Below are 23,689 nucleotides of genomic sequence, written 5' to 3'. Positions count from 1 at the left end.
AATGAAACCTATTTTGTTCTTTCACAGAAATATCAAATGTGGCTTTAGTATAAATAAAGTATCACAGACTTTTATTCGAAAAATAGATGATTACCAAGAGTTTTATGCTCCTTTTAATCGTGCTGATGTAATAAGTCTGCTGAGGAATTTATTATTTGTTCTGCGGCATCGTAATAAACATGCAATAAACCATATAACAGGTGATATTCATTATTGCATTATGGCTTTATTAGGTTGCAAATCGGTTCTGACTATTCACGACACGAATATGTATGATTTCTGCAGGAACCCGCTGAAGCGATGGGTGTTTCGTTTGTTTTGGTTTAAGTTACCAATTAGATTTGCTGGGAAAGTGGTATGTATCTCTACTGAAACAAAACGTAGGGTACTGCAATTTTCTAAACGAAAGGATATAGAGGTGATCTACAATGCAGTAGATGATTCATTTCTTCGACAAAAACCTCAGCCTGTTCCATACCATAAGAAGCCCCATATTCTTTTGATTGGAACCAATGTTAATAAGAATGTGGTCCGCACAATTGAAGCATTGAGTGGCATTGAATGTCAGTTAATTATAATCGGCCATCTAAATGACGAAATATCTAATGCGCTCAAAAAGCATCAAATGGATTACATTATAAAAACAAAATTGAGAGATGCGGAGATTATCGAAGAATATCGGGCTTGTGACATCGTAAGCTTTTGCTCAATTTATGAAGGTTTTGGAATGCCTATTATTGAAGGGAACGCTATGGGGCGTCCTGTGATAACTTCTTGTATCGAACCGCTTATCGAAATTGCAGGTGATGCAGCCCTTCTTGTATCTCCTTACGATGTTGAAGATATGCGTCGAGGATTTTTGAACTTAATAAATGATTCCACACTGAGATTGCGTCTCGTTGAAAATGGATTAAAGAACATCATGCGTTTCCAAAGTCAGGAAATCGCTAAACAATACATGAATTTATATAAGTCGCTTTAAGTATAAACGAATTTATGAAAAAAATCATAGTAGTTTCTGCTGTGAATTTAGTAGAAGGTGGTACCTTAACAATTTTCAAAAATGCACTTACAGAGTTGAACGAACATTTTGCGGAAAGATATCGTATTATTGCCTTGGTACATGATAAAAAATTGGCTTATTTCCCCAATATCGAATATCTTGAGTATCCATGGGTGAAGAAGAGATGGATTAATCGTGTATATTTTGAATATTTCTTTTGTCGTTCACTCTCTAAAAAGCTTAACGCATATCTATGGTTAGCCATTCATGATATGACACCGGACGTAACTGCAACATTACGAGTTGTTTACTGTCATAATTCCACTCCTTTCTACCATCCAAAGCTATCTTCGATTAAGTATAGTTATAAAGAGTATCTCTTCTCCCAGTTTTATAAATACCTTTATCGAATAAATATCAAAAAAAATAATGCTGTAATAGTGCAGCAAAATTGGTTGAAAAAGGCTTTTATGGGGTTGTATAATTTGGAAGATAAGAAAATAATTGTGGCTAAGCCTTTTGAAAATCCTTCTCCTGAGGTAGAGATCTCATTGAGACCTGATAACAATAGTATTACTACTTTTTTCTATCCGTCTTTACCACGAACTTTTAAGAATTTTGAGATAATCTGTGAAGCTTCTAAGTTGTTGCTCCAAAAGGGGGTGAATAGTTTTAAAGTGGTGCTGACGATTGATGGAAGTGAAAACCGCTATACACGTGACATTTTAAAAGCTTATGGAAATATCAAGCAAATCAAATTTGCAGGATTAATGTCTAAAGAGAAGGTTTCGGAGATGTATGTCAAGTCATCTTGTTTGATATTCCCTTCGAAACTTGAAACATGGGGATTGCCTATTTCGGAATTCATTCCTTTTAATAAGCCAATGATTGTAGCCGACTTACCTTATGCATACGAAACTGCTATGGGAGCTAAACAAACCGCTTTCTTCAATACAGAATCGGCTGAAGATTTGATGACTCGAATGAGTGAGGTTATTGAAGGGAACTTGAGTCATTTCAAATTAGTTCCTAAAGAGGCTGAATCTGATGATGTCGTGTATACATGGACAAATTTGTTTAATAAACTATTGAAATAGATCTTATATACCATGTTGGAGATAACAAATAATGATCAAGATGTTAACAAATCATTAATTGGAGGCAAAAGAAAGAAATGGGTAGATTTCGGCAAGGGAATTTCAATGTTTTTAGTAGTACTCTACCATAGTGAAGTCTATTACCCTATCACAAATTATAATTTTAGCTATCTGTTTGCATACTTTAGGATGCCGTTTTTCTTTTTTCTTTCAGGCTATTTATTTACATCTAACTACCTGCAATTTTCGCTGAAACGTAAGATGCTTCAAATTTTACGAGGAATCGTTTGGACATATCTGATATTTACTCTTATATTATTTGTTCCTAAATCTATCAGTCATAATATTCCTTTATCTGTTGGATTACAAGAAATTGTATTAGGTTGGGCTTCTTGGTTTGTGGTAGCTTTAGGTGTAGCACAGGTGATGTTCGGATGGGTATTAAGCAAGACTAAGAACCATAAAGCAATTTCTACCTTTAGTTTAGTGTGCCTGATATTGGGCTATTGTATTTCTATTTGGTATCCTGAGCGTTTGCCTTACTATTTCGATTGAGCATTATTAATTGTGCCATTCTTTGGATTGGGATTTTTTTATCGTATCTATGAAAATATAGTTGATCGATACGTGCCAGTGAAATGGTGGGTGTTATTGCTTTTAGTAGTTTGTTATTTTGGTTTCTATATCTATGATTCGATGCATTGGCATACCATGACTTCGGCCTTCGGAGCCAAGGATTATCATAATTTCATGCTATATCTTTGTTATGCTGTTTTAGGTATTATGATGATGGTAAGGCTTGTGAAGCTGGTACCCCCTATACCATGGATTTGTTTTATAGGAGTTAATAGCTTGGTATTTTATTACTTGAATGGTGGAGCTATTACGATTATAGTTGCCATCTGTAATAGATTGAATTTACATCTGCCGATTGCTATTCAACAACAATTTGGATATATAGAAATACTATTTATGGCAGTTATCACCTCATTAATGATAACTGTTGTCGTAAAATTTATTCGCCGTTATTGTCCCGTGATGATTGGAGATAAGAATGCTTTTAATCATTGGGCAAAGATTTTAAGACTAAAAATTAAGTTCTGAGAAACAATCATAACTTGATTATTAAATTGAACATTAATAGCCATAGACATTATATTCCATTAAACTACGATATCGTCAGAAATGGTGGTAAAAGTAGTAAGAAAATGAGTGTAACCTATCAATAACCTTAAGGAATGAACCTTACGAAAGCTGACCACTCAGTGTAACAATATGCTTCATTTCGGTAGTGACGAAGGGGTGAATATAGTAGCAGCTTATCATAGTGCTATAAGTACAGTGAAGTTCCATGGCCGATCGGCTTGGAATATTTGTGTAATTTTTTTAAGATTTTTTTTAATGGGTACAGAGGTTATGTTAATCTCACTCCTCGAAACATCGGTTTGACAGTAATTAACCGCTAATAAATCGTTTAAATTTTAATTATATACGTTTTTAGGCACTGAAAAGTGCCTAAAATAGCGGAATGATCTAAATTGAGTATTAACTAAAACTTAGAATAAAGTGTATGAAATAACAGCTACTATTGTCACATATAGGAATCTTGATTCCATTTTGTTGAAAACTATCAAAAGCTTTTTGAATACAAAAGTTGAGGTGCGGTTATATATTATAGATAATTCTCCAACAGATAGATTAAGGAATATTTGTAATGATCCTCGTGTAGAATATATATTTATGAACTCTAATAATGGCTTTGGAGCAGGGCATAATGTGATTTTACGTAATGCATCCAAAATGGGGAAATATCATTTAGTTTTAAACCCTGATGTGTTTTTTGAAAAGGGAACATTGGAAAAATTGTATGATTATATGGAAAACAATCTGGATGTTGGAAATGTAATGCCTAAAGTTATTTTTCCAAATGGTGAACTTCAATATTTATGTAAACTATTACCTACTCCTCAAGACTGGATTGTTAGAATGTTTATTCCTATAAAAAAGATAAAAGAAAGAATCGATTATAATTTAGAAATGCATTTCGCGGACTATGATAGCGAGATGAATGTACCATATTTATCAGGTTGTTTTATGTTTTTACGTAAAACTGTCATAAAAGAAATCGGTGTGTTCGATGAGGGTATTTTTATGTATGGTGAAGATACTGATTTGAATAGACGAATTTATAAGAAATATAAAACGATGTATTATCCTAAAGCAGTCATAACCCATAATTTTGAGAAGGAGTCTCATAAAAATTTTAGATTATTGTGGATTCATATTAAGGCTGCTATATATTATTTGAATAAGTGGGGATGGTTTTTTGATAAGGAACGTACTTTAATAAATAGAAAAACAAAAACTATTTATTCAGTAAAATAATCACTTCTATGAATCTTCTATTTACAGGAGCTTCCGGCTTCCTGGGCAATAACATTTATCCTCTATTAAAAGATAATTATTCTATTGCTACTATCGGATTGGCTTTACAAGATAATTATTCCGCCAATTTAGCTATAGAAATACCTAATCTAACAGAAAAGTATGATATTGTTCTTCATGCTGCCGGTAAAGCCCATTCAATTCCTAAAACAGAGGAGGAGAAACAGGCTTTTTTTGATATCAATTTACAAGGTACTAAACATTTATGTACTGTCTTAGAAAATAGTGGTGTACCCAAATCTTTCATTTTTGTCAGTACTGTTGCTGTTTATGGCTGTGATTATGGTGAGAATATAACAGAGGAACATCCTCTAAATGGAATGACACCTTATGCCTTAAGTAAAATACAAGCAGAGCAATATTTACAGGAATGGTGTAATAAACATCATGTGACTTTAGGAATTATTCGCCCTTCATTGATTGCAGGACCTAATCCTCCGGGAAATTTAGGTGCTATGATCAATGGGATACGTAATGGTAAATATTTCAGCATAGCTGGTGGCAGAGCCCGGAAAAGTGTTTTGATGGTGCAAGATATTGCGAATCTGATCCCATTATTAGCAGAGCAGGGTGGTATCTATAATGTTTGTGATACCTATCAGCCTACATTCCGGGAATTAGAATCCGTGATATGTAGGCAACTTGGTAAGTCAATGCCGCTTTCCATTCCGTATTGGTTGGCAAAAAGTATGGCTGTTGTCGGTGACTGTTTGGGAAGCAAAGCGCCTATTAACTCTTTAAAACTGAATAAAATAACCAAATCTTTGACTTTTAGTAATGAGAAAGCAGTGCGTGAATTGGGGTGGAAACCAATGAATGTATTGGAGAATTTTAAAATTGAATAACTATGCTTTGGGGAGTTATAGGAGGTTTATTAGGTCTGGTTATTTTAATCTTTAGTGGCCTCCAACTGTGGTTTTATCTGATTAATAAAAACGAATAATGTATTATTTAATAGTCTTAGTTCTGCTCTTCCTGGCAGAACTTTTTTATTTCCGTATTGCTGATAAATGTAATATCATTGACAAACCCAATGAGCGCAGTTCGCATACCCGGATCACTTTGCGGGGTGGGGGAATCATCTTCTATTTTGGAGTATTAGCCTATTTCTTCACGAATCATTTCGAATATCCCTGGTTCATGCTTGCCTTGACATTGATCACCTTAATCAGTTTTATAGATGATATCCGTTCTACTTCTCAGGCATTGCGATTAGTGTTTCATTTCTCTGCTATATCTTTGATGTTCTATCAGTGGGGACTGTTCTCTCTTCCTTGGTGGACAATCCTTGTAGCGCTAATAATATGTACCGGTATTATCAATGCTTATAACTTTATGGATGGTATTAATGGTATCACAGGCGGATACTCTCTGATTATTTTAGTAGCTCTTGCCTATATAAACAGAGAGATTGTTTCTTTTGTGGAACAAGAATTGATTGTTACTGTTCTTTGTTCCGTACTGGTTTTTAATTTCTTTAATTTCCGAAAGCATGCAAAATGCTTTGCCGGTGATGTAGGTTCGGTGAGTATAGCATTTATCGTTTTGTTTCTTATCGGTAAGCTGATAATCAAGACGGAGGATTTCAGTTGGATTATACTATTGGTTGTTTATGGGGTAGATAGTGTACTTACCATTATTCATCGTCTGATGCTTCATGAAAATATAGGATTGCCGCATCGGAAACATCTGTATCAGATTATGGCAAATGAACTGAAGGTACCTCATGTGGTAGTTTCTTCTGTTTATATGATAGTACAGGCATTGGTAATAGCAGGATATTTCTATTTTCAGGAATATAGCTATTGGTATTTGTTAGGGAGCATACTTATCCTAAGTGGAACGTACATCTTGTTTATGAGGAAATATTTCCGTTTACATTTCTTGATATAATATAATTCTTCCAATTACCTCTTATTATCTAAATTATAATTATTATATTTGCAATAATTGTAAATGTAATAATCGTATAATATGCATATAGCTAATCCTTTTGTTGTTGGGGGATACATTTCTCCTCATTACTTCTGTGATAGAGAAGTAGAGACAGAACTATTAATTCGTAATATTACAAATGGTAGGAATGTGGCTCTTATTTCTACTCGCAGAATGGGAAAGACAGGGCTGATACGGCATTGTTTCTATCAAAAGGAGGTAAAAGAGCATTATAATACCTTTTTTATAGACATCTATGCCACTTCAAGTTTACGTGAATTTGTATTTGCTTTGGGGAAAGAGATTTTTGAGAAATTGAAACCTAAAGGAAGGAGGTTTATAGATAATTTCTTTTCTGTTATTTCTTCTCTGCGTGCAGGATTCAAGTTGGACAGTGTGACGGGAGAGCCTGTTTTTGATATAGGTTTGGGGGATATTCATGCAGCAGAGACTACTTTGGAAGAGATTTTCACTTATCTGGAACAAGCGGATAAACCCTGTATTGTAGCTATTGACGAGTTTCAGCAGATAGGTACCTATGCTGAAAGAAATGTGGAAGCGGTATTGAGGACAAAGGTGCAGCATTGTCGGAACTCTTTTTTCATTTTTGCCGGAAGTCAAAGACATATCATGATGAATATATTCAATAGCCCAGCCCGACCTTTTTATCAAAGTGTAAGCATGATGCATCTGGATGCTATTCCTTTGGTGGCATACAAACCTTTCGTAAAGGAGTTGTTTACCGAAAACGGGAAATATATAACAGACGAATTGGTTGAAGAGGTTTATGAGTTTTTTGAAGGGCATACCTGGTATGTACAATTAGCTATGAATGAATTGTATATACTGACTGCTAAAGAAGAAACGTGTGATAAACCAATGCTCAAAACTGCTTTGGACAATATTATAGCCATGCAGGATTTTACTTATCAGGAAATATTCTCCCGTTTGCCGGACAAACAGAAGGAGGTGATTGTTGCCATCGCAAAAGAAAAAAAGGCGGAGGGAGTTACTTCTGCCCGATTTATAAAACAATATCGTCTAAGCTCTTCCAGTTCGGTGCAATCCGGTTTGAAAGGATTGATGGAAAAAGATATGGTGACGCAAGAACAAGGAGTTTATCAGGTTTATGACAAACTATTGGGTGTTTGGCTAAGACGAAATTATTAAAATACTTTTTCGGGAGAAGGATCGATTCAAAGGTGCATATATTAGGAACCACGCAATTCTTTCTTATCTCTCTTTTGCCAATGTAAACACAAATTCCAGTCCTCCGCCCTGATTGTTTTTCGCTGAAATACTTCCTCCGTGAATAATCACTGCATTCTTCACAATAGCAAGTCCTAACCCTGTTCCGCCTAATTTGCGTGAGCGTCCTTTGTCAACCCGGTAGAAGCGTTCGAACAAACGGTTCAGGTGCTCGGGAGAGACACCTACACCGGTATCTGCAAAGCTGAAATAGTAGAAGTTCTCGTCTTCACGGAAACAGTTGATATGGATATGAATATCACTCCCTGCATAAGCAATGGCGTTATCCATCAGATTACGGAAGATAGAGTAGAGTAGGGAGTAATTGCCGCGTACCTGAATGTCTTTTTTCAAAGAGTTGACTACTGTGATGTGTTTCTCTTCTAATTCCAACGATACTTCATTGACGATGTTGGTCACCAATATACTGATATTTACCTTTTCCATATCTATCATATTGGCTGCTTCATCCATGCGGGTCAGTACTGAGATGTCACGTAGCAGTCGGCTGAGGCGGTTACTTTGAGCATAACATCTCTCTAAGAACACGTTCATCTTGTCACGCGGGATATTGTCATTGCTGACAATTGTTTCCAGATATCCCTGAATACTACTGACAGGTGTCTTTAATTCATGAGCAATGTTCTGAGTGAGTTGACGTTTCAAACGTACCTGTTCCTCTTCCAAAGTGACATCATTAATACTTATTTCAAAACTCATATCCTGGAAGATAATGCATTCTACGATAAAGTTTTTACCGTTTTTGTTAATGGTGATGGACATTCGTTTCTCTTCCTTACCGGATGGGCGTTTGGGAGCTTTATTGATGAAGTCTGTGATTTCTTTCAGCTCACTGATAGTAAATACCTCCTCAGCCGTCTCAAGATTAGAGTCCGAAATAAGGTTGCTGTATTGTGTAAACAGGTTATTTACTAATATCTCTTTCTTGTCTTTATTAAATACACCCAGTCCTTCATGGGAAATCTGAAGGTGAGTGATTAGCTTCTCACGCTCAATGTAAAGAGCCTCTTTGGTCTCGTGCAGACGTTTGTATATCTGAATGATGTGTTGGGATATTTCTCCCAGTTCGTTATGGGGGAAGGCCGATTGCATAGCCATTTCAATAGGTTCATTCCGGTCTGCCCGCATGGCAAATTCTCTCAGTTGGCTGATAGAGGTTCCTAACTTATTGGTGAATTTATAGAAGATAATAACCAGCAATAAAGTTACAATAGCAGTAAACCATATATAATGTGAATCCGCTTTCAGGTTGTTTATCAGACTGACATTATAAGGTAAGGCAGATCGTATAATATAATCTTTGTAGAGAGTGGCGGAATAAAAATAAGGTGTACCTGTAGTTTCGGAGGTACGCCGTACATCAAAACCATTGCCTGCCGTTAGAGATTTTACCACTTCCGGACGATTAATATGGTTTTCAAACCGGGAGTTGTTTTTTTCATAGCTGTCATAAAGCACATTTCCATCCAAATCAATAACTGTCACACGAAGATCTTTTAAAGCATGACTACTGATATAGTTATTCAACTCCTTCTGTATGGAGGAAGAAGTAGGGATCTTCTCATGTAGACGGGCATTATAGTCCTGTAACTGTGAATGCAGGAGATCTACCTTATACTCTTTTTCACGTTGATACTGGTAGGCTATAAAGCAGGCTGCAAAGACCAGAAACAAAGAGATGACTGAAAGAAAAAGCTTTCGGCTGAAAGAGAGAAAATGTTTTTGATTGACAGGTAGATTCATGATAAATAATTATTATTTTATTCTGTTTCAAAGCAGTACCCATATCCTAAGCGGGTTACAATCCGCTTGCCATAGATACCTATTTTTTTACGCAGCCGGGTGATATTGACATCAATAGTTCGATCGAGTACATATACCTCATCACTCCATATCCGGGCTAAGATATCCTCGCGGGAGAATACGCGACCTTTGTTTTGTAATAACAGAAAGAGAATTTCAAATTCTTTTTTTGTTAATGCTACTTCTTCATCATCTATACTTACTTTCTTTTTGGTGATGTCGATAGTTAGGGTTTGGTAAGTGATCTGTTCCGGTGCTTTTTCTGTTTCTACAGTAGCAGTACGGCGTAATACAGCTTTGACGCGGGCTATCACTTCACGCAAAGAGAAAGGCTTGGAGATATAATCGTCTGCTCCGAGATTGAATCCGGTAACCGTATCGTTCTCTGTATCTTTGGCTGTGATAAAGATAATAGGCACGTGGGCTGTTTTCTTATCTTTTTTCAGCATATTAGCCATCTTGAATCCTGAAATTTCTCCCATCATCACATCCAATAGTAGCAGGTTATAACTGCTGATGTCCATTTTCAGAGCTTCTTCGGCAGAATTGGCCGTGTCTACTTCGTATCCTTCATTTTCAAGATTGAATTTCAGAATCTCACAGAGATCTTCTTCGTCGTCGACAACTAAAATGCGGTAATCGTTCATAATTTAATAATTATTTAATGTGCCAATATGATAGTATGCCAATTAAAAGAAGGTAACGCAACCGACAGGCATATTATTCATATTACAAATATAATCTTTATTTTATTTCGTTGCAAAGGTGAGGCCTTTTTGTTACGACGGAGTGAAACACGTATTACAATTGCGTTACGACTTTCTGTTTTCCAACAAAAAAGAACTATCTTTGTTATATCTAAACAAACGGAAGACAAAATGATGAAAATAGATTTGAAACAGCGGAAACGGGAGGTGCTGGGTGTTATTGCCATATTGCTTATCATTGTGAGCGGTATGTCTATATACAAATGTACTTCTTTTCATTCCGGCTTTGAAATAATGGATGATTTGGGTGGGAATATTTTCCCTTCTGCCATCTTGTCCGTAGCTACGACGGATGCACAGGTGATTGAACCGTCTGATTCTCTTTATATAGGCAATCCGAAATCGTGTATTGCTATAAGAGTAAAATCTCGCTCGGCTTATAGCCGGGTGCGCATTGAAGTGGCCGAGACTCCTTTCTTTTCACGTTCGGTGTCTGAATTCATTCTTGAGAAACCACGAAAAGAGTACACGATCTATCCTGATATTATCTGGAATTATGAAGCACTGAAAAATAATGTGCAGGCAGAACCGGTCAGTGTGGCTATTACGGTAGAGATGAATGGTGAAGATATGGGACAACGGGTACGAACGTTTTCGGTACGTAGCGTCAATGAGTGCCTGTTGGGGTATGTCACTAACGGAACAAAATTTCATGATACCGGTATCTTTTTTGCAGCTTATGTCAATGAAGAAAATCCGATGATTGATAAACTGTTGCGTGAGGCACTGAATACCCGTATTGTAAATCGCTTTTTAGGGTATCAGAATACAACAGCCGGTGCGGTAGACAAGCAGGTATATGCTCTTTGGAATGTGCTTCAGAAGCGTAATTTTCGTTACAGTTCGGTTTCTAATACCAGCCTTTCGAGCAATGTGGTCTTTTCGCAACGGGTACGCACGTTTGATGATGCATTGGAGTCTTCGCAGATAAACTGTGTGGATGGGAGTGTATTGTTTGCTTCTTTACTTCGTGCCATTAATATTGATCCTATTCTGGTACGTACGCCGGGGCATATGTTTGTGGGCTATTATACAGATAACTCTCATAAAGAGATGAATTTTCTGGAGACTACAATGATTGGTGATGTTGATTTGGATGATTTCTTCCCGGATGAACAACTGGATTCTACCATGGTAGGCAAGTCACAGAATCAAATGTCGTTGCTTACTTTTGAGAAGTCGAAGCAGTATGCGAATAAGAAGTACAAGGAGAATGAAAAAGGAATTCACTCCGGCAGGCTGAATTATATGTTTCTTGAAATATCAAAAGATGTACGAAGAAAGATCCAGCCGATAGGAAAGTAGAAATGGTCCTATCGGCTGGCCTTGAGTTATTGAGCGGAGAGTATTTCGAAACGTGCTGTCATTTGATATCTCAGCTTGATTGTTTTAAAATTCTCCGGATTGCTATCATAACTTTGCAAAGCAACATTACTCATGGCAGACTGGGGTTGGAAATGATAGTAGTTTCTGTCTTCCGGTTCTATGATCCGAAGAACATTGCCGAGTTTCTGTCCCAAAGACTCTACCAGATAAGTGGCTTTCTGCCGTGCAGCTTTTAAGGCTTCTATCTTCCCTTTTGCACGATACTCCTGCATGTCTTTGTTCTTTAGTTCACCGATGTTCATTGACTGAATTCCTCTGGTATCGACATACTTTATAATCCGGTCTATCTGCCCGAAATTCTGTAGTTTTATATCAAATCTTTTGGCTATCAGAAAATCTTTTCCCTGTTCACGCCAATAGTCTCCTACTTCCTGGGTCTGGATATCTGTTTGGGGGATGCCGGCACGCTTTAAAGCATTCATCAGGTAACGTTCGATTTCTGTTATGGGGACTTTCGTCTTGTAATCTTCCGGTTTGCTTTTTGCTTCGAACTCTTCCTGCCAGAATTCTTTTATAGTAATCATAAAATGAATTTCATCGGGAATGATTTCTATTTCGGAACTTCCGGTAACTTCAATATAGCGGGCGTTTACGTCCGGTTCCTGAGCCGATAACGATACGATCCCCCCTAACCATAGGGCAATGAGCACTGCGAATGTTTTCATATTCTTCCTACTTTTAATTTATTGTATTTGTTGCCGAAGATAAGAGTTCTGTGAAGGAAAAACAAATGAGACAACATTTATTGTTTATTGTTTTTTGCATATCCGCTTTGGGAGTGTTATTTTTGTCGGAATATTATCTATTGCACAAAAGAAAAAGTCAGAATAAGTATGATACAAGGTAAGAAATTTATCTCTCCGGGAGCTTGGTTTACTATGATTTATCCTTCAACCTGGAGTGAGTTTGAAGATGGTGAGGGTTCCTTTCTTTTTTATAATCCCGACGTATGGACAGGGAATTTTCGAATTTCGGCTTTCAAAGCGGATGCTGCTGCGCGTGGTAGTATAAATTATGGAAGAGAGGCCGTAAAACAGGAATTAAAAGATAATCCTTCGGCTTCACTGGTGAAAGTTGGCAGGTTGGAATGTGCATATAGTAAAGAAATGTTTCAGGAAGAAGGAGCTTACTATACTACTCATCTGTGGATAACCGGTATAGATAATGTAGCCTTTGAATGTTCTTTCACCGTACCCAAAGGGGGCGAAGTGAAAGAAGCGGAAGAAGTGATTGCCACGCTGGATATCCGTAAAGACGGGCAGAAATATCCGGCGGAAGTAATACCTGTACGTTTGTCTGAGGTTTATGTCATTAATGAAGGATATGAATGGACAGTAAACACCGTAAAGAAACAATTGAAGAAGGATTTTCAAGGATTGGAGGAAGATTTACCTAAACTCCAGCAGGTGATTGATAGTGGTGTGATCGGTAAAAAGAAAGAAGATTGGCTGGCTATTGGCATTACTGTTTGTACTATACTAACCAATGAAATAGAAGGTTTGGAGTGGATGACATTGATTGATGGTAACCGGGAAGTGCCGGTGTTGCAGTATAAAGATGGAAAACTGATTGATCCTATGAAACTTTTGTGGAGCAGGGTAAAAGCAGGGGAAACGTATAAATTAGTGATAAGTGATCTGTTAGCGATGAGTGATTAGTCATTGAAATCCTTGTGGTAGGAGGATGTAAGTATGGTGCCTACATAGATTCTAACTACCTGTTTCATATACTAATTTTTTTAATCTGCATAGATTCTATCTACTAACTACTATCTACTAACTACTAATCATATGACTCCTTATTTACAGATAGATAACCTCACTAAATCTTTCGGAGATTTAGTCTTATTTGAAAATATATCTTTTGGCATTGCCGAAGGACAACGTATTGGCTTGATAGCTAAAAACGGAACAGGAAAGACTACGTTATTGAATATAATCTCCGGGAAGGAGGGATATGATAGCGGGAATATTGTATTTCGTCGTGACCTCCGTGTTGATTACCTGGAACAAGATCCTAAATATCCTGAGGAACTTACCGTACTGGAAGCCTGTTTTCATCATGGTAACAGTGTGGTTGAACTGATTAAAGAATATGAACGCTGCATGGAGACAGAGGGACATCCGGGACTGGAAGATCTGTTGGTTCGTATGGATCATGAAAAGGCATGGGAATATGAACAAAAAGCCAAGCAGATTCTTTCGCAATTGAAAATCCGTAATTTCGATCAGCAGGTGAAGTACCTTTCAGGCGGACAGCTTAAACGGGTAGCTTTGGCAAATGCCTTAATCACTGAGCCTGATCTGCTGATTCTGGATGAACCTACCAATCATCTTGATCTCGATATGACGGAGTGGCTCGAAGGGTATCTGCGCCGTACCAATCTTAGTTTGTTGATGGTAACGCATGACCGTTATTTTCTGGATCGGGTCTGCTCCGAAATTATAGAAATAGACAATCGTCAGGTGTATCAATATAAAGGAAACTACAGTTATTATCTGGAGAAGCGGCAGGAACGTATTGAGGCTACGAATGCAGAGATTGAACGTGCCAATAATCTTTATCGCACGGAACTTGACTGGATGAGACGGATGCCACAGGCTCGTGCACACAAGGCAAAATATCGTCAGGACGCTTTCTATGAAATAGAAAAAGTAGCAAAACAGCGCTTTAATAATGATAATGTAAAGTTGGATGTAAAAGCATCTTATATTGGTAGTAAGATCTTTGAGGCCGATCATTTATACAAGAGTTTCGGTGATTTGAAGATACTGGAGGATTTCTCTTATATCTTTGCCCGGTATGAAAAGATGGGTATTGTTGGTAATAACGGGACGGGTAAGTCTACTTTTATCAAGATACTGATGGGGCAGGTACAACCGGACAGTGGTACGATAGATATAGGTGAGACCGTTCGTTTTGGATATTATTCTCAGGATGGGCTCCAGTTTGACGAACAGATGAAAGTGATTGATGTTGTGCAGGACATTGCCGAAGTCATAGAACTTGGTAACGGTAAGAAGCTGACAGCTTCGCAGTTTCTGCAACATTTTCTCTTTACGCCCGAGACCCAGCACAGCTATGTCTATAAATTGAGTGGCGGAGAACGTCGTCGCCTTTATCTTTGTACAGTGCTGATGCGTAATCCGAACTTCCTCGTATTGGACGAACCTACCAATGACCTCGATATTATCACGTTGAATGTGCTTGAAGAATATCTTCAGAATTTCAAAGGATGTGTCATAGTTGTATCCCATGACCGTTATTTTATGGATAAGGTGGTAGATCATCTTCTGGTGTTTAACGGGCAAGCGGATATTCGGGATTTCCCGGGTAATTACAGTGACTATCGTGACTGGAAAGAGGCCAAAGCGCAGCAGGAGAAAGAGGCTGAAAAACCACAGGAAGAGAAGACAGCCCGTGTTCGCCTGAATGAGAAACGTAAAATGAGTTTCAAGGAAAAACGGGAGTTTGAACAACTGGAGAAAGAGATAACCGGACTGGAAGCTGAAAAAGCAGCGATTGAGGAGCAGTTATGTAGCGGTACACTTTCGGTAGATGAATTAACCGAAAAGTCTAAACGTCTGCCCGAAGTGAATGATTTGATTGATGAGAAAACAATGCGTTGGTTGGAATTAAGCGAAATAGAATCATGAATCTGACGAACTATCACAGTCATTGCCTGTATTGTGACGGGCGCGCTGATATGGATGCATTTATCCGTTTTGCAATTGCTGAAGGATTTACATCGTATGGCATTTCTTCTCATGCACCGCTTCCTTTCCCTACTGCATGGACCATGGAATGGGATCAAATGGAAGATTATCTGGCTGAGTTCCGCCGGGTGAAAGAGAAGTATGCGGGCAAGATCGAATTCTATTCCGGTCTCGAAATTGATTATTTGAATGAGGAGAGTAATCCTTCGATAGCTCGTTTCCGTGAGTTACCTCTTGACTATCGCATCGGTTCTGTGCATCTGCTATATAATGATAAAGGAGAAGTTGTGGATATTGATGTAGCTCCTCCTGTGTTTCGTAAGATAGTGGATGAACACTTTCATGGTGACCTTGACCGGGTGATCCGCCTTTATTATGATCGTCAACTCCGTATGATGGAGTTGGGAGGTTTTGATATTTTAGGGCATGCGGATAAGATGCATTATAATGCGGCTTCTTATCGTCCCGGTTTGTTGGATGAACTGTGGTATGAAAACCTGATGCGTGATTATTTCACAACGATTGCCCGTTATGGCTATATGGTAGAGATAAACTCTAAAGCTTATCATCTATACGGTACATTTTTCCCCAATGAACGTTATTTCCCTTTGTTGAAAGAATTGGGTATCCGGGTGATGGTAAACAGTGATGCCCATTATCCCGAAAAGATTAATGCCGGACGTCCGGAAGCCTTGAAGGCATTGAAGCAGGCCGGATTTAAAACTGTAATGGAAATGCATGAAGGCGAATGGGTGGAATGTAGTATTTTGTAAATAAAATGCCAATATATGTAATGCCCCATTAGGTATATTCTAATGGGGCATTACATATATTATTATGGGAGGTTTCAGTTATTCTGTTCTTTTACATGTATTTGCCTGCAGGAATTCATTTAATAAGACTTCATAGTTGCCCTGTATCAGGATGTGGTGATTGCCCAATGGATTTTTCAGGAAGTACTCGGCAGGAGTATTCATCTTTATTCGTACCTGCGTACGGCACATATTGATGAAGTTCGTATTTTCCGTTAGTGTGCCTGTTGACAGATAATATTCGTCCAGACATTCACCGCCACATTTCACAATGGTAACATCTCCTGTTGGCAGTAATCCCTGAATACCGATTCCGCTTTCTGTTTCAAAGTGATTACGAATGATATATTTTTCTGTTTGTTTTAAACCTATGGTACAATGGGCCAGAATCAATTCATTGGTACGGGTATTAATCATCGAAGGATTTGCCATGAACCCAACTTTCCCGGTCAATGCTTTTGCTGCGAGAAGAGTAAATATAGATTGCAAATCACCTTCACATCCGGCAAGGATACCTTCATCATTCAACATTGCTAATGCCAGGCAACCGGTAGTCCCTGTCCGTTCTATCATCTTAAAACAACTCAAAGTGACGGCACTTAGTTTCTCTTCTTTACATACCCTTTTGATAGCACGGTAGAGGCGCATCGCTTTGAGCATATCTTCCGGAGTTCCTTCCCGGCAGGCCAATGCCTGCGAGGCAACAGCGGCACAAGAGGCTCCGACTTCATTGTCGGTGATACGGTCGTAGACTTTGTACACTCGTTCCAATGGTATATCAATGTACTCTACTCCCCATCGGCGCTTGGCCAGCAGGTAATCTACATTGCTCGCTACAAGCCAGGAAGAAGGAGTACCAATCACACCGATACGAACACCAAACAATGAACGTTGTGCCTGAAAGTTATTATATAAGATATGTACGCGTTTGATAATAGAGGTAAGTTCGCCATGCAGAATTTCGCTTTTCATTCCCCGGTTGCGAAGCCAGGAAGATACCTCAAGTGCAGCGGCAAGTGAGTTTTGCATGCCATCTGCAAGGATTACAGCAGGGCGGGGAAGAGATTCGAAGTGCTGTATAACTAATCTTTCTACTCCTCCGGTGGCAATGAATATTATTTTAAAATCGTCATTGCTGAGTTTGTCAATATCTTCATAATTAACAAACCGTACGGTGAAGTATTTCTCTAATTCGCTTAGAATTGCTTCGTGCGAGCTGCGTATCGAAGACTGTTTGTGTAGTAATGATGCGAATGTGATGAGGTTTATGGTCATTATGGTATTGTTTTAGGTTTCATATATGACAAATGTATAGCTTTCTTTTCATAATACCATAACGTTTTTAACCTTGATAAGGTTTTTAAAGTTTTTATGTCTCTGTCTCCGATTTATTGTGTACATTTGCTGCCTCAATTGACAGTTGACAATTGATAATTGACAATTCATAACTTATTAAACCATATATAAAGATTTATGCCAACAATATCTATTCGCGGAAACGAGATGCCTGCATCTCCTATCAGAAAGCTGGCTCCTCTGGCTGATGCAGCCAAGCAAAGAGGGGTTCATGTGTTTCACCTGAATATCGGACAGCCAGACCTGCCCACTCCTCAGGTCGCGATTGATGCGATACGCAATATTGATCGTAAAGTGTTGGAATACAGTCCAAGTGCCGGATATCGTAGTTATCGCGAGAAGCTGGTGGGATACTATCAGAAGTTTAATATCAATCTTACTGCAGACGATATAATCATAACTTCCGGAGGTTCGGAGGCTGTACTTTTTTCGTTTCTCTCTTGCTTGAATCCGGGGGATGAAATCATTGTTCCCGAACCGGCTTATGCAAACTATATGGCATTTGCCATTTCTGCCGGAGCAAAGATTCGTACGATCGCTACTACTATCGAAGAAGGCTTCTCATTGCCTAAAGTAGAAAAGTTTGAAGAGCTGATCAATGAACGTACGAAGGCCATTCTTATTTGTAATCCGAACAATCCGACAGGGTATTTGTATAGTCGCCGGGAGATGAACCAGATTCGTGATCTGGTGAAGAAGTATGACTTGTTTCTTTTCTCGGATGAGGTATATCGTGAGTTTATCTATACCGGTTCTCCTTATATTTCTGCTTGTCATCTTGAAGGAATAGAGAATAATGTAGTATTGATTGATTCAGTGTCAAAACGTTATTCGGAATGTGGTATTCGTATTGGTGCTTTGATTACGAAGAACAAAGAAATACGTGATGCTGTTATGAAATTCTGCCAGGCTCGTCTGAGTCCTCCATTGATTGGCCAGATTGCTGCTGAGGCTTCATTGGAAGCCAATGAGGATTATCTGCGTGATACGTATGACGAATATGTAGAACGCCGTAAATGTCTGATTGACGGATTAAATCGTATTCCGGGGGTATATTCTCCCATTCCGATGGGAGCATTTTATACGGTAGCTAAGTTGCCGGTAGATGACTCGGATAAATTCTGTGCATGGTGCCTTTCTGATTTTGAGTATGAAGGTCAGACGGTATTTATGGCTCCTGCTTCCGGTTTTTATACTACTCCCGGTGCGGGAATAAATCAGGTACGTATAGCCTATGTGCTCAAAAAAGAAGATTTGAATCGTGCCCTCTTTGTGTTACAAAAGGCTTTGGAGGCATATCCGGGAAAGGTGATTTAGTGATAAGCGGATTTAGTGATAAGTGATCAGTACCATGCGGATTATAATATAATCACTTATCACTACTCATTAACTTACTAATCACTTATCACTAACTTACTAATCACTTTTTTCTATGTCTTTATCCCTTTTCATCGCCCGTCGCCTTTATCGTGATACCGATGGCGGAAAGCAAGTATCACGTCCGGCTGTTCTCATCGCTATGGTGGGGATTGCTATTGGTTTGGCGGTGATGATCATTACGGTGGCAGTGGTCATTGGTTTTAAGGGAGAGGTTCGTAATAAGGTCACTGGTTTCGGATCGCATATTCAGATCAGTAATTTTGATGCTGTCCGTTCCTTTGAAACACATCCTGTTGTGGTGAGTGATAGTATGATGGCTGCGCTTTCTGCTTATCCGGATGTGAAGCATGTGCAACGTTATTCTACAAAGCCGGGAATGATAAAGACGGATGATGCTTTTCAGGGAATGGTTCTGAAAGGAGTGGGACCTGAATTTGATGCTTCTTTTTTTCGTAGTAATCTGGTTGAGGGGGAGATTCCTGCATTTAGTGATTCGGTTGCAACCAACCAGGTTGTCATATCTAAAACACTTTCTGATAAGTTGAAGTTGAAACTGGGTGATAAGATATATACTTATTATATACAGGATAATGTTCGTGTTCGGCCGTTGACTATCAAAGGGATTTATCAGACCAACTTTTCAGAGTATGATAATTTGTTTCTATTGACGGATTTGTATACAGTGAATCGTCTGAACAATTGGAAACCGGAACAGGTAAGTGGTGCAGAGTTGCAGGTCAATGATTATGACAGGTTGGAAAGCATTACTTATGAAGTGGCAGAGAGTACGGATAACCGCGCTGATAAATATGGGGGCGTTTACTTTGTACAGAATATAGAGCAGCTTAATCCTCAGATATTTGAATGGCTAGGATTACTTGATCTCAATGTGTGGGTAATTCTTATTTTAATGGTAGGTGTAGCCGGGTTTACGATGATTTCCGGTTTACTGATTATTATAATTGAACGTACCAACATGATTGGTATCCTAAAGGCTTTAGGAGCCAATAATTTCACCATTCGTAAGGTTTTTCTTTGGTTCTCTGTCTTTCTGATTGGTAAAGGAATGATTTGGGGAAATGCTATTGGATTGTTGTTTTGTGTGTTACAATCCCAGTTTCATATCTTTAAGCTCGATCCGGAAAGTTACTATGTAGATTCTGTTCCCGTCTCTTTTAATATCGGATTATTTCTGTTGATTAATATGGGTACGTTGTTTGCCTCTGTATTGATGCTGTTAGGTCCTTCTTATCTGATAACAAAGATTAATCCTGCGAGTTCAATGCGGTATGAATAATGATGAATACGGTTCACCACAGAGTAACACAGAATACTATTATCCAGATAAAACGCAGATTAAAGTGCTGATATTCTCTCTCTTTTGTGGTTTTGCGAAAATCTGCGTTAATTCTGCGTTTTAATAGCTTTGCACCCATCGCCTGTCGCACCTTCCCGTGCGGGAAGCACAAGCACTAATATATCAGTTCCACTTTTACCGGGAAGTGATCGGAGGGTGTGCGTGCCTCGTAGCTTTCAATGGAAATCTCTTCCGGACAATCCTTTGCATTGGCTTTTTCTATTCCTGTAGCTTTTGCGCTTCTATAAGTATCTGTCAGTACCCCGTATTTTTTTACTTTGAATAGCGGAGATATAAAAACATGATCTATCCGGCTTTCCGTGAAGTTATTCGGGTCGAAGCTGTTGAATGTTCCATTGGTAGCGTAACGGAAGTCTGCTGTTTCATAAGAGTCAACAAGTACTCCCTTTTCGGTTAATGCTTTGTAAGAACTGTGTGTCTGATCTACATTAAAATCTCCTGTGAGGATAGCAGGGAGATTAGCTCCCAGTTCTTTCATCTTCTCTTGTACGAGGAAGGCGCTTTCTACACGGGCTTTTTTACCAATGTGATCCATATGGAGGTTAAAGAACAGAAATTCGAATCCGGAGTCTTTGCATTTAAAATGTCCCCAACTACAGATACGAGGTAATACGGCATCCCAACCTATACTTGCTGTATCGGGTGTTTCCGACAGCCAGAAATCTCCTTTCTTGAGAAGATCAAATTTATCTGTACGGTAGAAAATAGCAGAATGTTCTCCTGCCTCTTTGCCATCGTTACGGCCTACACCAATGTAGGTATAACCGGGTAATGCCGTTTTCAGATCTTCCAATTGGCGAATGTATCCTTCTTGTGTTCCAAAGATATCGAAGTCGTGGTACTGTATGAGTTTGGCAATAACCGGATAGCGCGTCCCCCAACCGTTTCCGGCAATAGAGTCGCCTTCATTAACATAACGAAGGTTATAAGATGCTGCTGTAAATGCTCCGTGTTCAATCGGTTTTTGACTTTGGCAACTGAGTAAACCTATGAGCAGGACGGCTAAAATTAAAAGATTCTTTTTCATAATAATGTATTTAAAGTAGGTTTGTTGTGTTATCTTCTCATGAAGTCTCCTTTTCCCCGATAGAAACGATAGAGTTTGAATTTGAGAGTCTGAAGGGGTTGTAACAGGTCAAATACGGGAAGAGAAAAATAATAGTGTCGGTTGTCTCCTTGTTCTGTCGCTGTTTTATTGATCACAATAGCTTGTGTAATATAACGTATTAACCATATAAATAGAGCAATACCGGCTACTAACCAATGAAAGTTTAGTATTCCGAATACAATACCGGCTATACAAACCGCATAAAACAACAGGCGTGAAAAGGTTTCAAAACCAAGAAAATAGCGTTGGCCACCTTTAAAATAACGTGCAGTAGCCATATAGCTCACTTTCTCCTCTTTCCAGTCTTTATATCTTTCTACGGGTTGCATCCGTATTACAGCATTGCTATTTGTTTCTACCCGTGTATTGTCAGGAGTCGCAATCTGGTTAATGAACAAATCGTCTTCGCCCCGTTGCAGATTCAGGTGGGTAGAGTATCCTTTTTCTTTGAAAAACATCTCTTTCCGGTATGCCAGATTACGTCCCAGTCCCATATATGGCTTTCCGGCAAGGGCAAATCCCAGATAACGCAATGATGTAAATAGAGCATCGAATGATATGCGTTTATGCAACCATCCCTTGCCACGCTCGTATCCGCTGTATCCCAATACAATCTGCGTATGAGGGGTAAAGTTACGTGCCATCAGCCGTAACCATTGGTTACTTGCGGGTTGGCAGTTGGCTTCGGTGAATACCAGCCAATCATATTTACTCGCTTTGATACCTAATGTTAATGCTAACTTTTTACGACTGATATACCGGGCACTTTCCGGAGTGAAACTATGATATAGGTGTTGGTATTTCTCTTCAAAGGTAGAGAGTACTTCTTCGCTTTCATCCGTAGAACCGTCATTGATGACAATCACTTCAAATTGTGGGTAGTCTTGTTCAAGAATGGCAGGTAGAAACTGGCGCAAATTAGCCGATTCATTGCGTGCACAGATAATGACCGATAGAGGAGGAAGCTCTTTGGTAAAGTGCAGTTCGTTTTTTTTATCTGCGATATTCCGTGTATGTATCCGGTTATAGATGCCCAGATAATAGAATAACTGAATCACGAGAAGAACTCCGGCTGCTGATAGTAGAATCAGTTCGAAAGTATTGAATGTAAATGCTTCCATTGATTTTTATGTCGTTTTGGTCTTGCAAAAGTACGCAATTTTTCGGGAGATTCCCAGCTTTACCATTCGGTTATTTTCGTCCATCCAGATATTCTCGCTTGAACATATCAACAAAGAGGAAAAATAAGGATAAAAGTAAAGGACCGAAGATGACTCCCATGAACCCAAATAGAGAGAGGCCAATGACTACTCCGAAAATAGTAATGAGCGGATGAATGTCTGCCATTCGTTTTTGCAGGATAAAACGTATCAGATTGTCAAGTTGCGAAACAATAATGCTTCCGTAGGCTGCCAGTCCGATGGCATTGAACCAATCACCCGTAACTGCCATATATACAGCTACAGGAAACCATACCAGAGCCGTGCCTACCATTGGGATAACTGTGGCAAAACAGGTTAAGAAACCAAGTAACAGAGCATCGGGAGCTCCGAAAATGAAATAACCAATCATAGCCACTCCTCCTTGTATGATTGCAAGAAGTGGAATTCCAATGGCATTGGAGCGTACAATCATATTGATTTCATGTATCACATGTTTTGTATTTGTGGCATTAAATGGAAGAATATCGTTGATATAGGCTTCCATTTTGCTACCACCTATCAACATGAAATATAGTACGAATACCAGTACGAACAGATTGATGGCAAAACTACTGATGCCTCCCATTACAGCTTGCCCGATGCGGGGAAGAGCCGAAACAATAAATGACACAGTATCACTGCCCAATACATCATAACCTGTTTTGGCCTTGATAATACCTGCCATCTCCTCAATGGGAGCAATGATAGATTGTGGGTCCAGGTTGAAATTCTGCAATTTACTGACTACGAGCCACACGGTAAGTGAAATAGGGACCAGAAAACATAAAATAGCTTCGGCAGTGATCAGCAGAGCCGAAATGCTTCGTTTTATCTTTCTTATTTCAGTGAGGTGCATCATCTGTTTTCTAACAAGAATATAGATAGTCAATGCCCCCAAAAGCCCCCCTAAGAAAGGAGTGATTTGTTTGAACAGGATGATTCCTAATCCAATAATAATGGCGATAAGTGAAAATTTCCAGTATTGCTCTTTTGTACTCATAGTTTTATATTTTATCATAAATATAAACGCAA

The 23,689-nt window shown here is 38.8% G+C and carries 21 protein-coding genes; 14 read left to right on the top strand and 7 right to left on the bottom strand.

Annotated elements, in window-relative coordinates; all coding sequences use genetic code 11:
• Position 1: 1 nt before the first annotated feature.
• The 8 genes from K8P02_RS11080 (at position 2) to K8P02_RS11040 (ending at position 7,650) form a co-directional block, all read left to right on the top strand.
• Positions 2-982 carry a glycosyltransferase family 4 protein gene (locus tag K8P02_RS11080; RefSeq protein ID WP_223382354.1) on the top strand — a complete coding sequence of 327 codons (981 nt, stop codon included), beginning with the start codon at positions 2-4 and terminating at the stop codon, positions 980-982.
• Positions 983-996: 14 nt separating this feature from the next.
• Positions 997-2,100 carry a glycosyltransferase gene (locus tag K8P02_RS11075; protein WP_223382352.1) on the top strand — a complete coding sequence of 368 codons (1,104 nt, stop codon included), beginning with the start codon at positions 997-999 and terminating at the stop codon, positions 2,098-2,100.
• Positions 2,101-2,112: 12 nt separating this feature from the next.
• Positions 2,113-2,655 (top strand): acyltransferase family protein, encoded by a 543-nt coding sequence (locus K8P02_RS11070; protein WP_025868252.1) that lies wholly within the window; start codon positions 2,113-2,115, stop codon positions 2,653-2,655.
• Positions 2,656-2,667: 12 nt separating this feature from the next.
• The gene (locus K8P02_RS11065; RefSeq protein WP_223382350.1) at positions 2,668-3,204 is read left to right on the top strand and encodes a hypothetical protein; all 537 of its coding nucleotides are present in this window, start codon (positions 2,668-2,670) and stop codon (positions 3,202-3,204) included.
• 537 nt (positions 3,205-3,741) lie between these two features.
• Positions 3,742-4,485, top strand: coding sequence for a glycosyltransferase family 2 protein (locus K8P02_RS11055; protein ID WP_262903114.1), 744 nt, complete (start codon positions 3,742-3,744; stop codon positions 4,483-4,485).
• Positions 4,486-4,493: 8 nt separating this feature from the next.
• Complete coding sequence (locus K8P02_RS11050) at positions 4,494-5,390, top strand: NAD-dependent epimerase/dehydratase family protein (RefSeq protein ID WP_223382348.1); 897 nt, start codon at positions 4,494-4,496, stop codon at positions 5,388-5,390.
• A gap of 97 nt (positions 5,391-5,487) precedes the next feature.
• Positions 5,488-6,438: an MraY family glycosyltransferase gene (locus K8P02_RS11045; RefSeq protein ID WP_195661182.1), complete on the top strand. Its 951-nt coding sequence runs from the start codon at positions 5,488-5,490 to the stop codon at positions 6,436-6,438.
• An 81-nt stretch (positions 6,439-6,519) separates the two neighbouring features.
• On the top strand, positions 6,520-7,650 hold the full coding sequence (locus K8P02_RS11040; protein ID WP_002561437.1) for an AAA family ATPase: 1,131 nt from the start codon (positions 6,520-6,522) through the stop codon (positions 7,648-7,650).
• Between the two features lie 63 nt (positions 7,651-7,713).
• Here K8P02_RS11040 and K8P02_RS11035 read toward each other — a convergent pair whose 3' ends face one another.
• Together K8P02_RS11035 and K8P02_RS11030 are read right to left on the bottom strand one after the other, a co-directional pair.
• Positions 7,714-9,492 (bottom strand): sensor histidine kinase, encoded by a 1,779-nt coding sequence (locus K8P02_RS11035; RefSeq protein WP_025867642.1) that lies wholly within the window; start codon positions 9,490-9,492, stop codon positions 7,714-7,716.
• Positions 9,493-9,509: 17 nt separating this feature from the next.
• Positions 9,510-10,199 (bottom strand): response regulator transcription factor, encoded by a 690-nt coding sequence (locus K8P02_RS11030; RefSeq protein WP_002561439.1) that lies wholly within the window; start codon positions 10,197-10,199, stop codon positions 9,510-9,512.
• 231 nt (positions 10,200-10,430) lie between these two features.
• Between K8P02_RS11030 and K8P02_RS11025 the strand changes: the two genes are divergently transcribed.
• The gene (locus K8P02_RS11025; protein WP_025867641.1) at positions 10,431-11,624 is read left to right on the top strand and encodes a hypothetical protein; all 1,194 of its coding nucleotides are present in this window, start codon (positions 10,431-10,433) and stop codon (positions 11,622-11,624) included.
• A 26-nt stretch (positions 11,625-11,650) separates the two neighbouring features.
• Here K8P02_RS11025 and K8P02_RS11020 read toward each other — a convergent pair whose 3' ends face one another.
• The gene (locus K8P02_RS11020) at positions 11,651-12,370 is read right to left on the bottom strand and encodes an SIMPL domain-containing protein (RefSeq protein ID WP_025867640.1); all 720 of its coding nucleotides are present in this window, start codon (positions 12,368-12,370) and stop codon (positions 11,651-11,653) included.
• A gap of 168 nt (positions 12,371-12,538) precedes the next feature.
• Here K8P02_RS11020 and K8P02_RS11015 point away from each other — a divergent pair, with 168 nt between their 5' ends.
• From K8P02_RS11015 to K8P02_RS11005, 3 genes are all read left to right on the top strand, one after another.
• Positions 12,539-13,363, top strand: coding sequence for a DUF3805 domain-containing protein (locus K8P02_RS11015; RefSeq protein WP_002561442.1), 825 nt, complete (start codon positions 12,539-12,541; stop codon positions 13,361-13,363).
• Between the two features lie 132 nt (positions 13,364-13,495).
• Complete coding sequence (locus tag K8P02_RS11010; RefSeq protein WP_025867638.1) at positions 13,496-15,361, top strand: ABC-F family ATP-binding cassette domain-containing protein; 1,866 nt, start codon at positions 13,496-13,498, stop codon at positions 15,359-15,361.
• Positions 15,358-16,194, top strand: coding sequence for a histidinol-phosphatase (locus K8P02_RS11005; protein ID WP_002561444.1), 837 nt, complete (start codon positions 15,358-15,360; stop codon positions 16,192-16,194). The genes K8P02_RS11010 and K8P02_RS11005 overlap by 4 nt, the downstream gene beginning before the upstream one ends.
• A gap of 78 nt (positions 16,195-16,272) precedes the next feature.
• Here K8P02_RS11005 and K8P02_RS11000 read toward each other — a convergent pair whose 3' ends face one another.
• Positions 16,273-17,508, bottom strand: coding sequence for a hypothetical protein (locus K8P02_RS11000; RefSeq protein WP_002561445.1), 1,236 nt, complete (start codon positions 17,506-17,508; stop codon positions 16,273-16,275).
• Between the two features lie 198 nt (positions 17,509-17,706).
• On the opposite strand from K8P02_RS11000, the gene K8P02_RS10995 reads away from it, so the two are divergent.
• Entirely contained in the window at positions 17,707-18,906 is a 1,200-nt protein-coding gene (locus K8P02_RS10995; protein WP_002561446.1) for a pyridoxal phosphate-dependent aminotransferase, read from the top strand.
• Positions 18,907-19,021: 115 nt separating this feature from the next.
• Positions 19,022-20,266 carry an ABC transporter permease gene (locus tag K8P02_RS10990; RefSeq protein WP_007486643.1) on the top strand — a complete coding sequence of 415 codons (1,245 nt, stop codon included), beginning with the start codon at positions 19,022-19,024 and terminating at the stop codon, positions 20,264-20,266.
• 175 nt (positions 20,267-20,441) lie between these two features.
• Here the strand turns inward: K8P02_RS10990 and K8P02_RS10985 are convergent, their stop codons facing one another.
• The 3 genes from K8P02_RS10985 to K8P02_RS10975 all read right to left on the bottom strand — a co-directional run bounded on the left by K8P02_RS10985 (position 20,442) and on the right by K8P02_RS10975 (position 23,657).
• The gene (locus K8P02_RS10985; RefSeq protein WP_025867637.1) at positions 20,442-21,374 is read right to left on the bottom strand and encodes an endonuclease/exonuclease/phosphatase family protein; all 933 of its coding nucleotides are present in this window, start codon (positions 21,372-21,374) and stop codon (positions 20,442-20,444) included.
• Positions 21,375-21,403: 29 nt separating this feature from the next.
• Positions 21,404-22,576 (bottom strand): glycosyltransferase, encoded by a 1,173-nt coding sequence (locus K8P02_RS10980; RefSeq protein ID WP_122200667.1) that lies wholly within the window; start codon positions 22,574-22,576, stop codon positions 21,404-21,406.
• Between the two features lie 70 nt (positions 22,577-22,646).
• Complete coding sequence (locus K8P02_RS10975) at positions 22,647-23,657, bottom strand: AI-2E family transporter (RefSeq protein WP_025867636.1); 1,011 nt, start codon at positions 23,655-23,657, stop codon at positions 22,647-22,649.
• Between the last annotated feature and the right edge of the window lie 32 nt (positions 23,658-23,689).

Origin of the sequence: Bacteroides nordii (assembly GCF_019930665.1) — a bacterium.
GTDB lineage: Bacteria > Bacteroidota > Bacteroidia > Bacteroidales > Bacteroidaceae > Bacteroides > Bacteroides nordii.
Note: the sequence above shows the minus strand (reverse complement) of the source record. Positions and strands in the feature narration are given on the sequence as shown.

Coding starts and splice junctions, on each gene's coding strand:
- K8P02_RS11050 (WP_223382348.1), top strand. CDS start 4,494: ATGAATCTTCTATTTACAGGAGCTTCCGGCTTCCTGGGCAATAACATT.
- K8P02_RS11040 (WP_002561437.1), top strand. CDS start 6,520: ATGCATATAGCTAATCCTTTTGTTGTTGGGGGATACATTTCTCCTCAT.
- K8P02_RS11000 (WP_002561445.1), bottom strand. CDS start 17,508: ATGACCATAAACCTCATCACATTCGCATCATTACTACACAAACAGTCT.
- K8P02_RS10995 (WP_002561446.1), top strand. CDS start 17,707: ATGCCAACAATATCTATTCGCGGAAACGAGATGCCTGCATCTCCTATC.
- K8P02_RS11015 (WP_002561442.1), top strand. CDS start 12,539: ATGATACAAGGTAAGAAATTTATCTCTCCGGGAGCTTGGTTTACTATG.
- K8P02_RS10980 (WP_122200667.1), bottom strand. CDS start 22,576: ATGGAAGCATTTACATTCAATACTTTCGAACTGATTCTACTATCAGCA.
- K8P02_RS11070 (WP_025868252.1), top strand. CDS start 2,113: ATGTTGGAGATAACAAATAATGATCAAGATGTTAACAAATCATTAATT.
- K8P02_RS11045 (WP_195661182.1), top strand. CDS start 5,488: ATGTATTATTTAATAGTCTTAGTTCTGCTCTTCCTGGCAGAACTTTTT.
- K8P02_RS11035 (WP_025867642.1), bottom strand. CDS start 9,492: ATGAATCTACCTGTCAATCAAAAACATTTTCTCTCTTTCAGCCGAAAG.
- K8P02_RS11020 (WP_025867640.1), bottom strand. CDS start 12,370: ATGAAAACATTCGCAGTGCTCATTGCCCTATGGTTAGGGGGGATCGTA.
- K8P02_RS11010 (WP_025867638.1), top strand. CDS start 13,496: ATGACTCCTTATTTACAGATAGATAACCTCACTAAATCTTTCGGAGAT.
- K8P02_RS11005 (WP_002561444.1), top strand. CDS start 15,358: ATGAATCTGACGAACTATCACAGTCATTGCCTGTATTGTGACGGGCGC.
- K8P02_RS11030 (WP_002561439.1), bottom strand. CDS start 10,199: ATGAACGATTACCGCATTTTAGTTGTCGACGACGAAGAAGATCTCTGT.
- K8P02_RS11075 (WP_223382352.1), top strand. CDS start 997: ATGAAAAAAATCATAGTAGTTTCTGCTGTGAATTTAGTAGAAGGTGGT.
- K8P02_RS11025 (WP_025867641.1), top strand. CDS start 10,431: ATGATGAAAATAGATTTGAAACAGCGGAAACGGGAGGTGCTGGGTGTT.
- K8P02_RS11080 (WP_223382354.1), top strand. CDS start 2: ATGAAACCTATTTTGTTCTTTCACAGAAATATCAAATGTGGCTTTAGT.
- K8P02_RS10985 (WP_025867637.1), bottom strand. CDS start 21,374: ATGAAAAAGAATCTTTTAATTTTAGCCGTCCTGCTCATAGGTTTACTC.
- K8P02_RS10975 (WP_025867636.1), bottom strand. CDS start 23,657: ATGAGTACAAAAGAGCAATACTGGAAATTTTCACTTATCGCCATTATT.
- K8P02_RS10990 (WP_007486643.1), top strand. CDS start 19,022: ATGTCTTTATCCCTTTTCATCGCCCGTCGCCTTTATCGTGATACCGAT.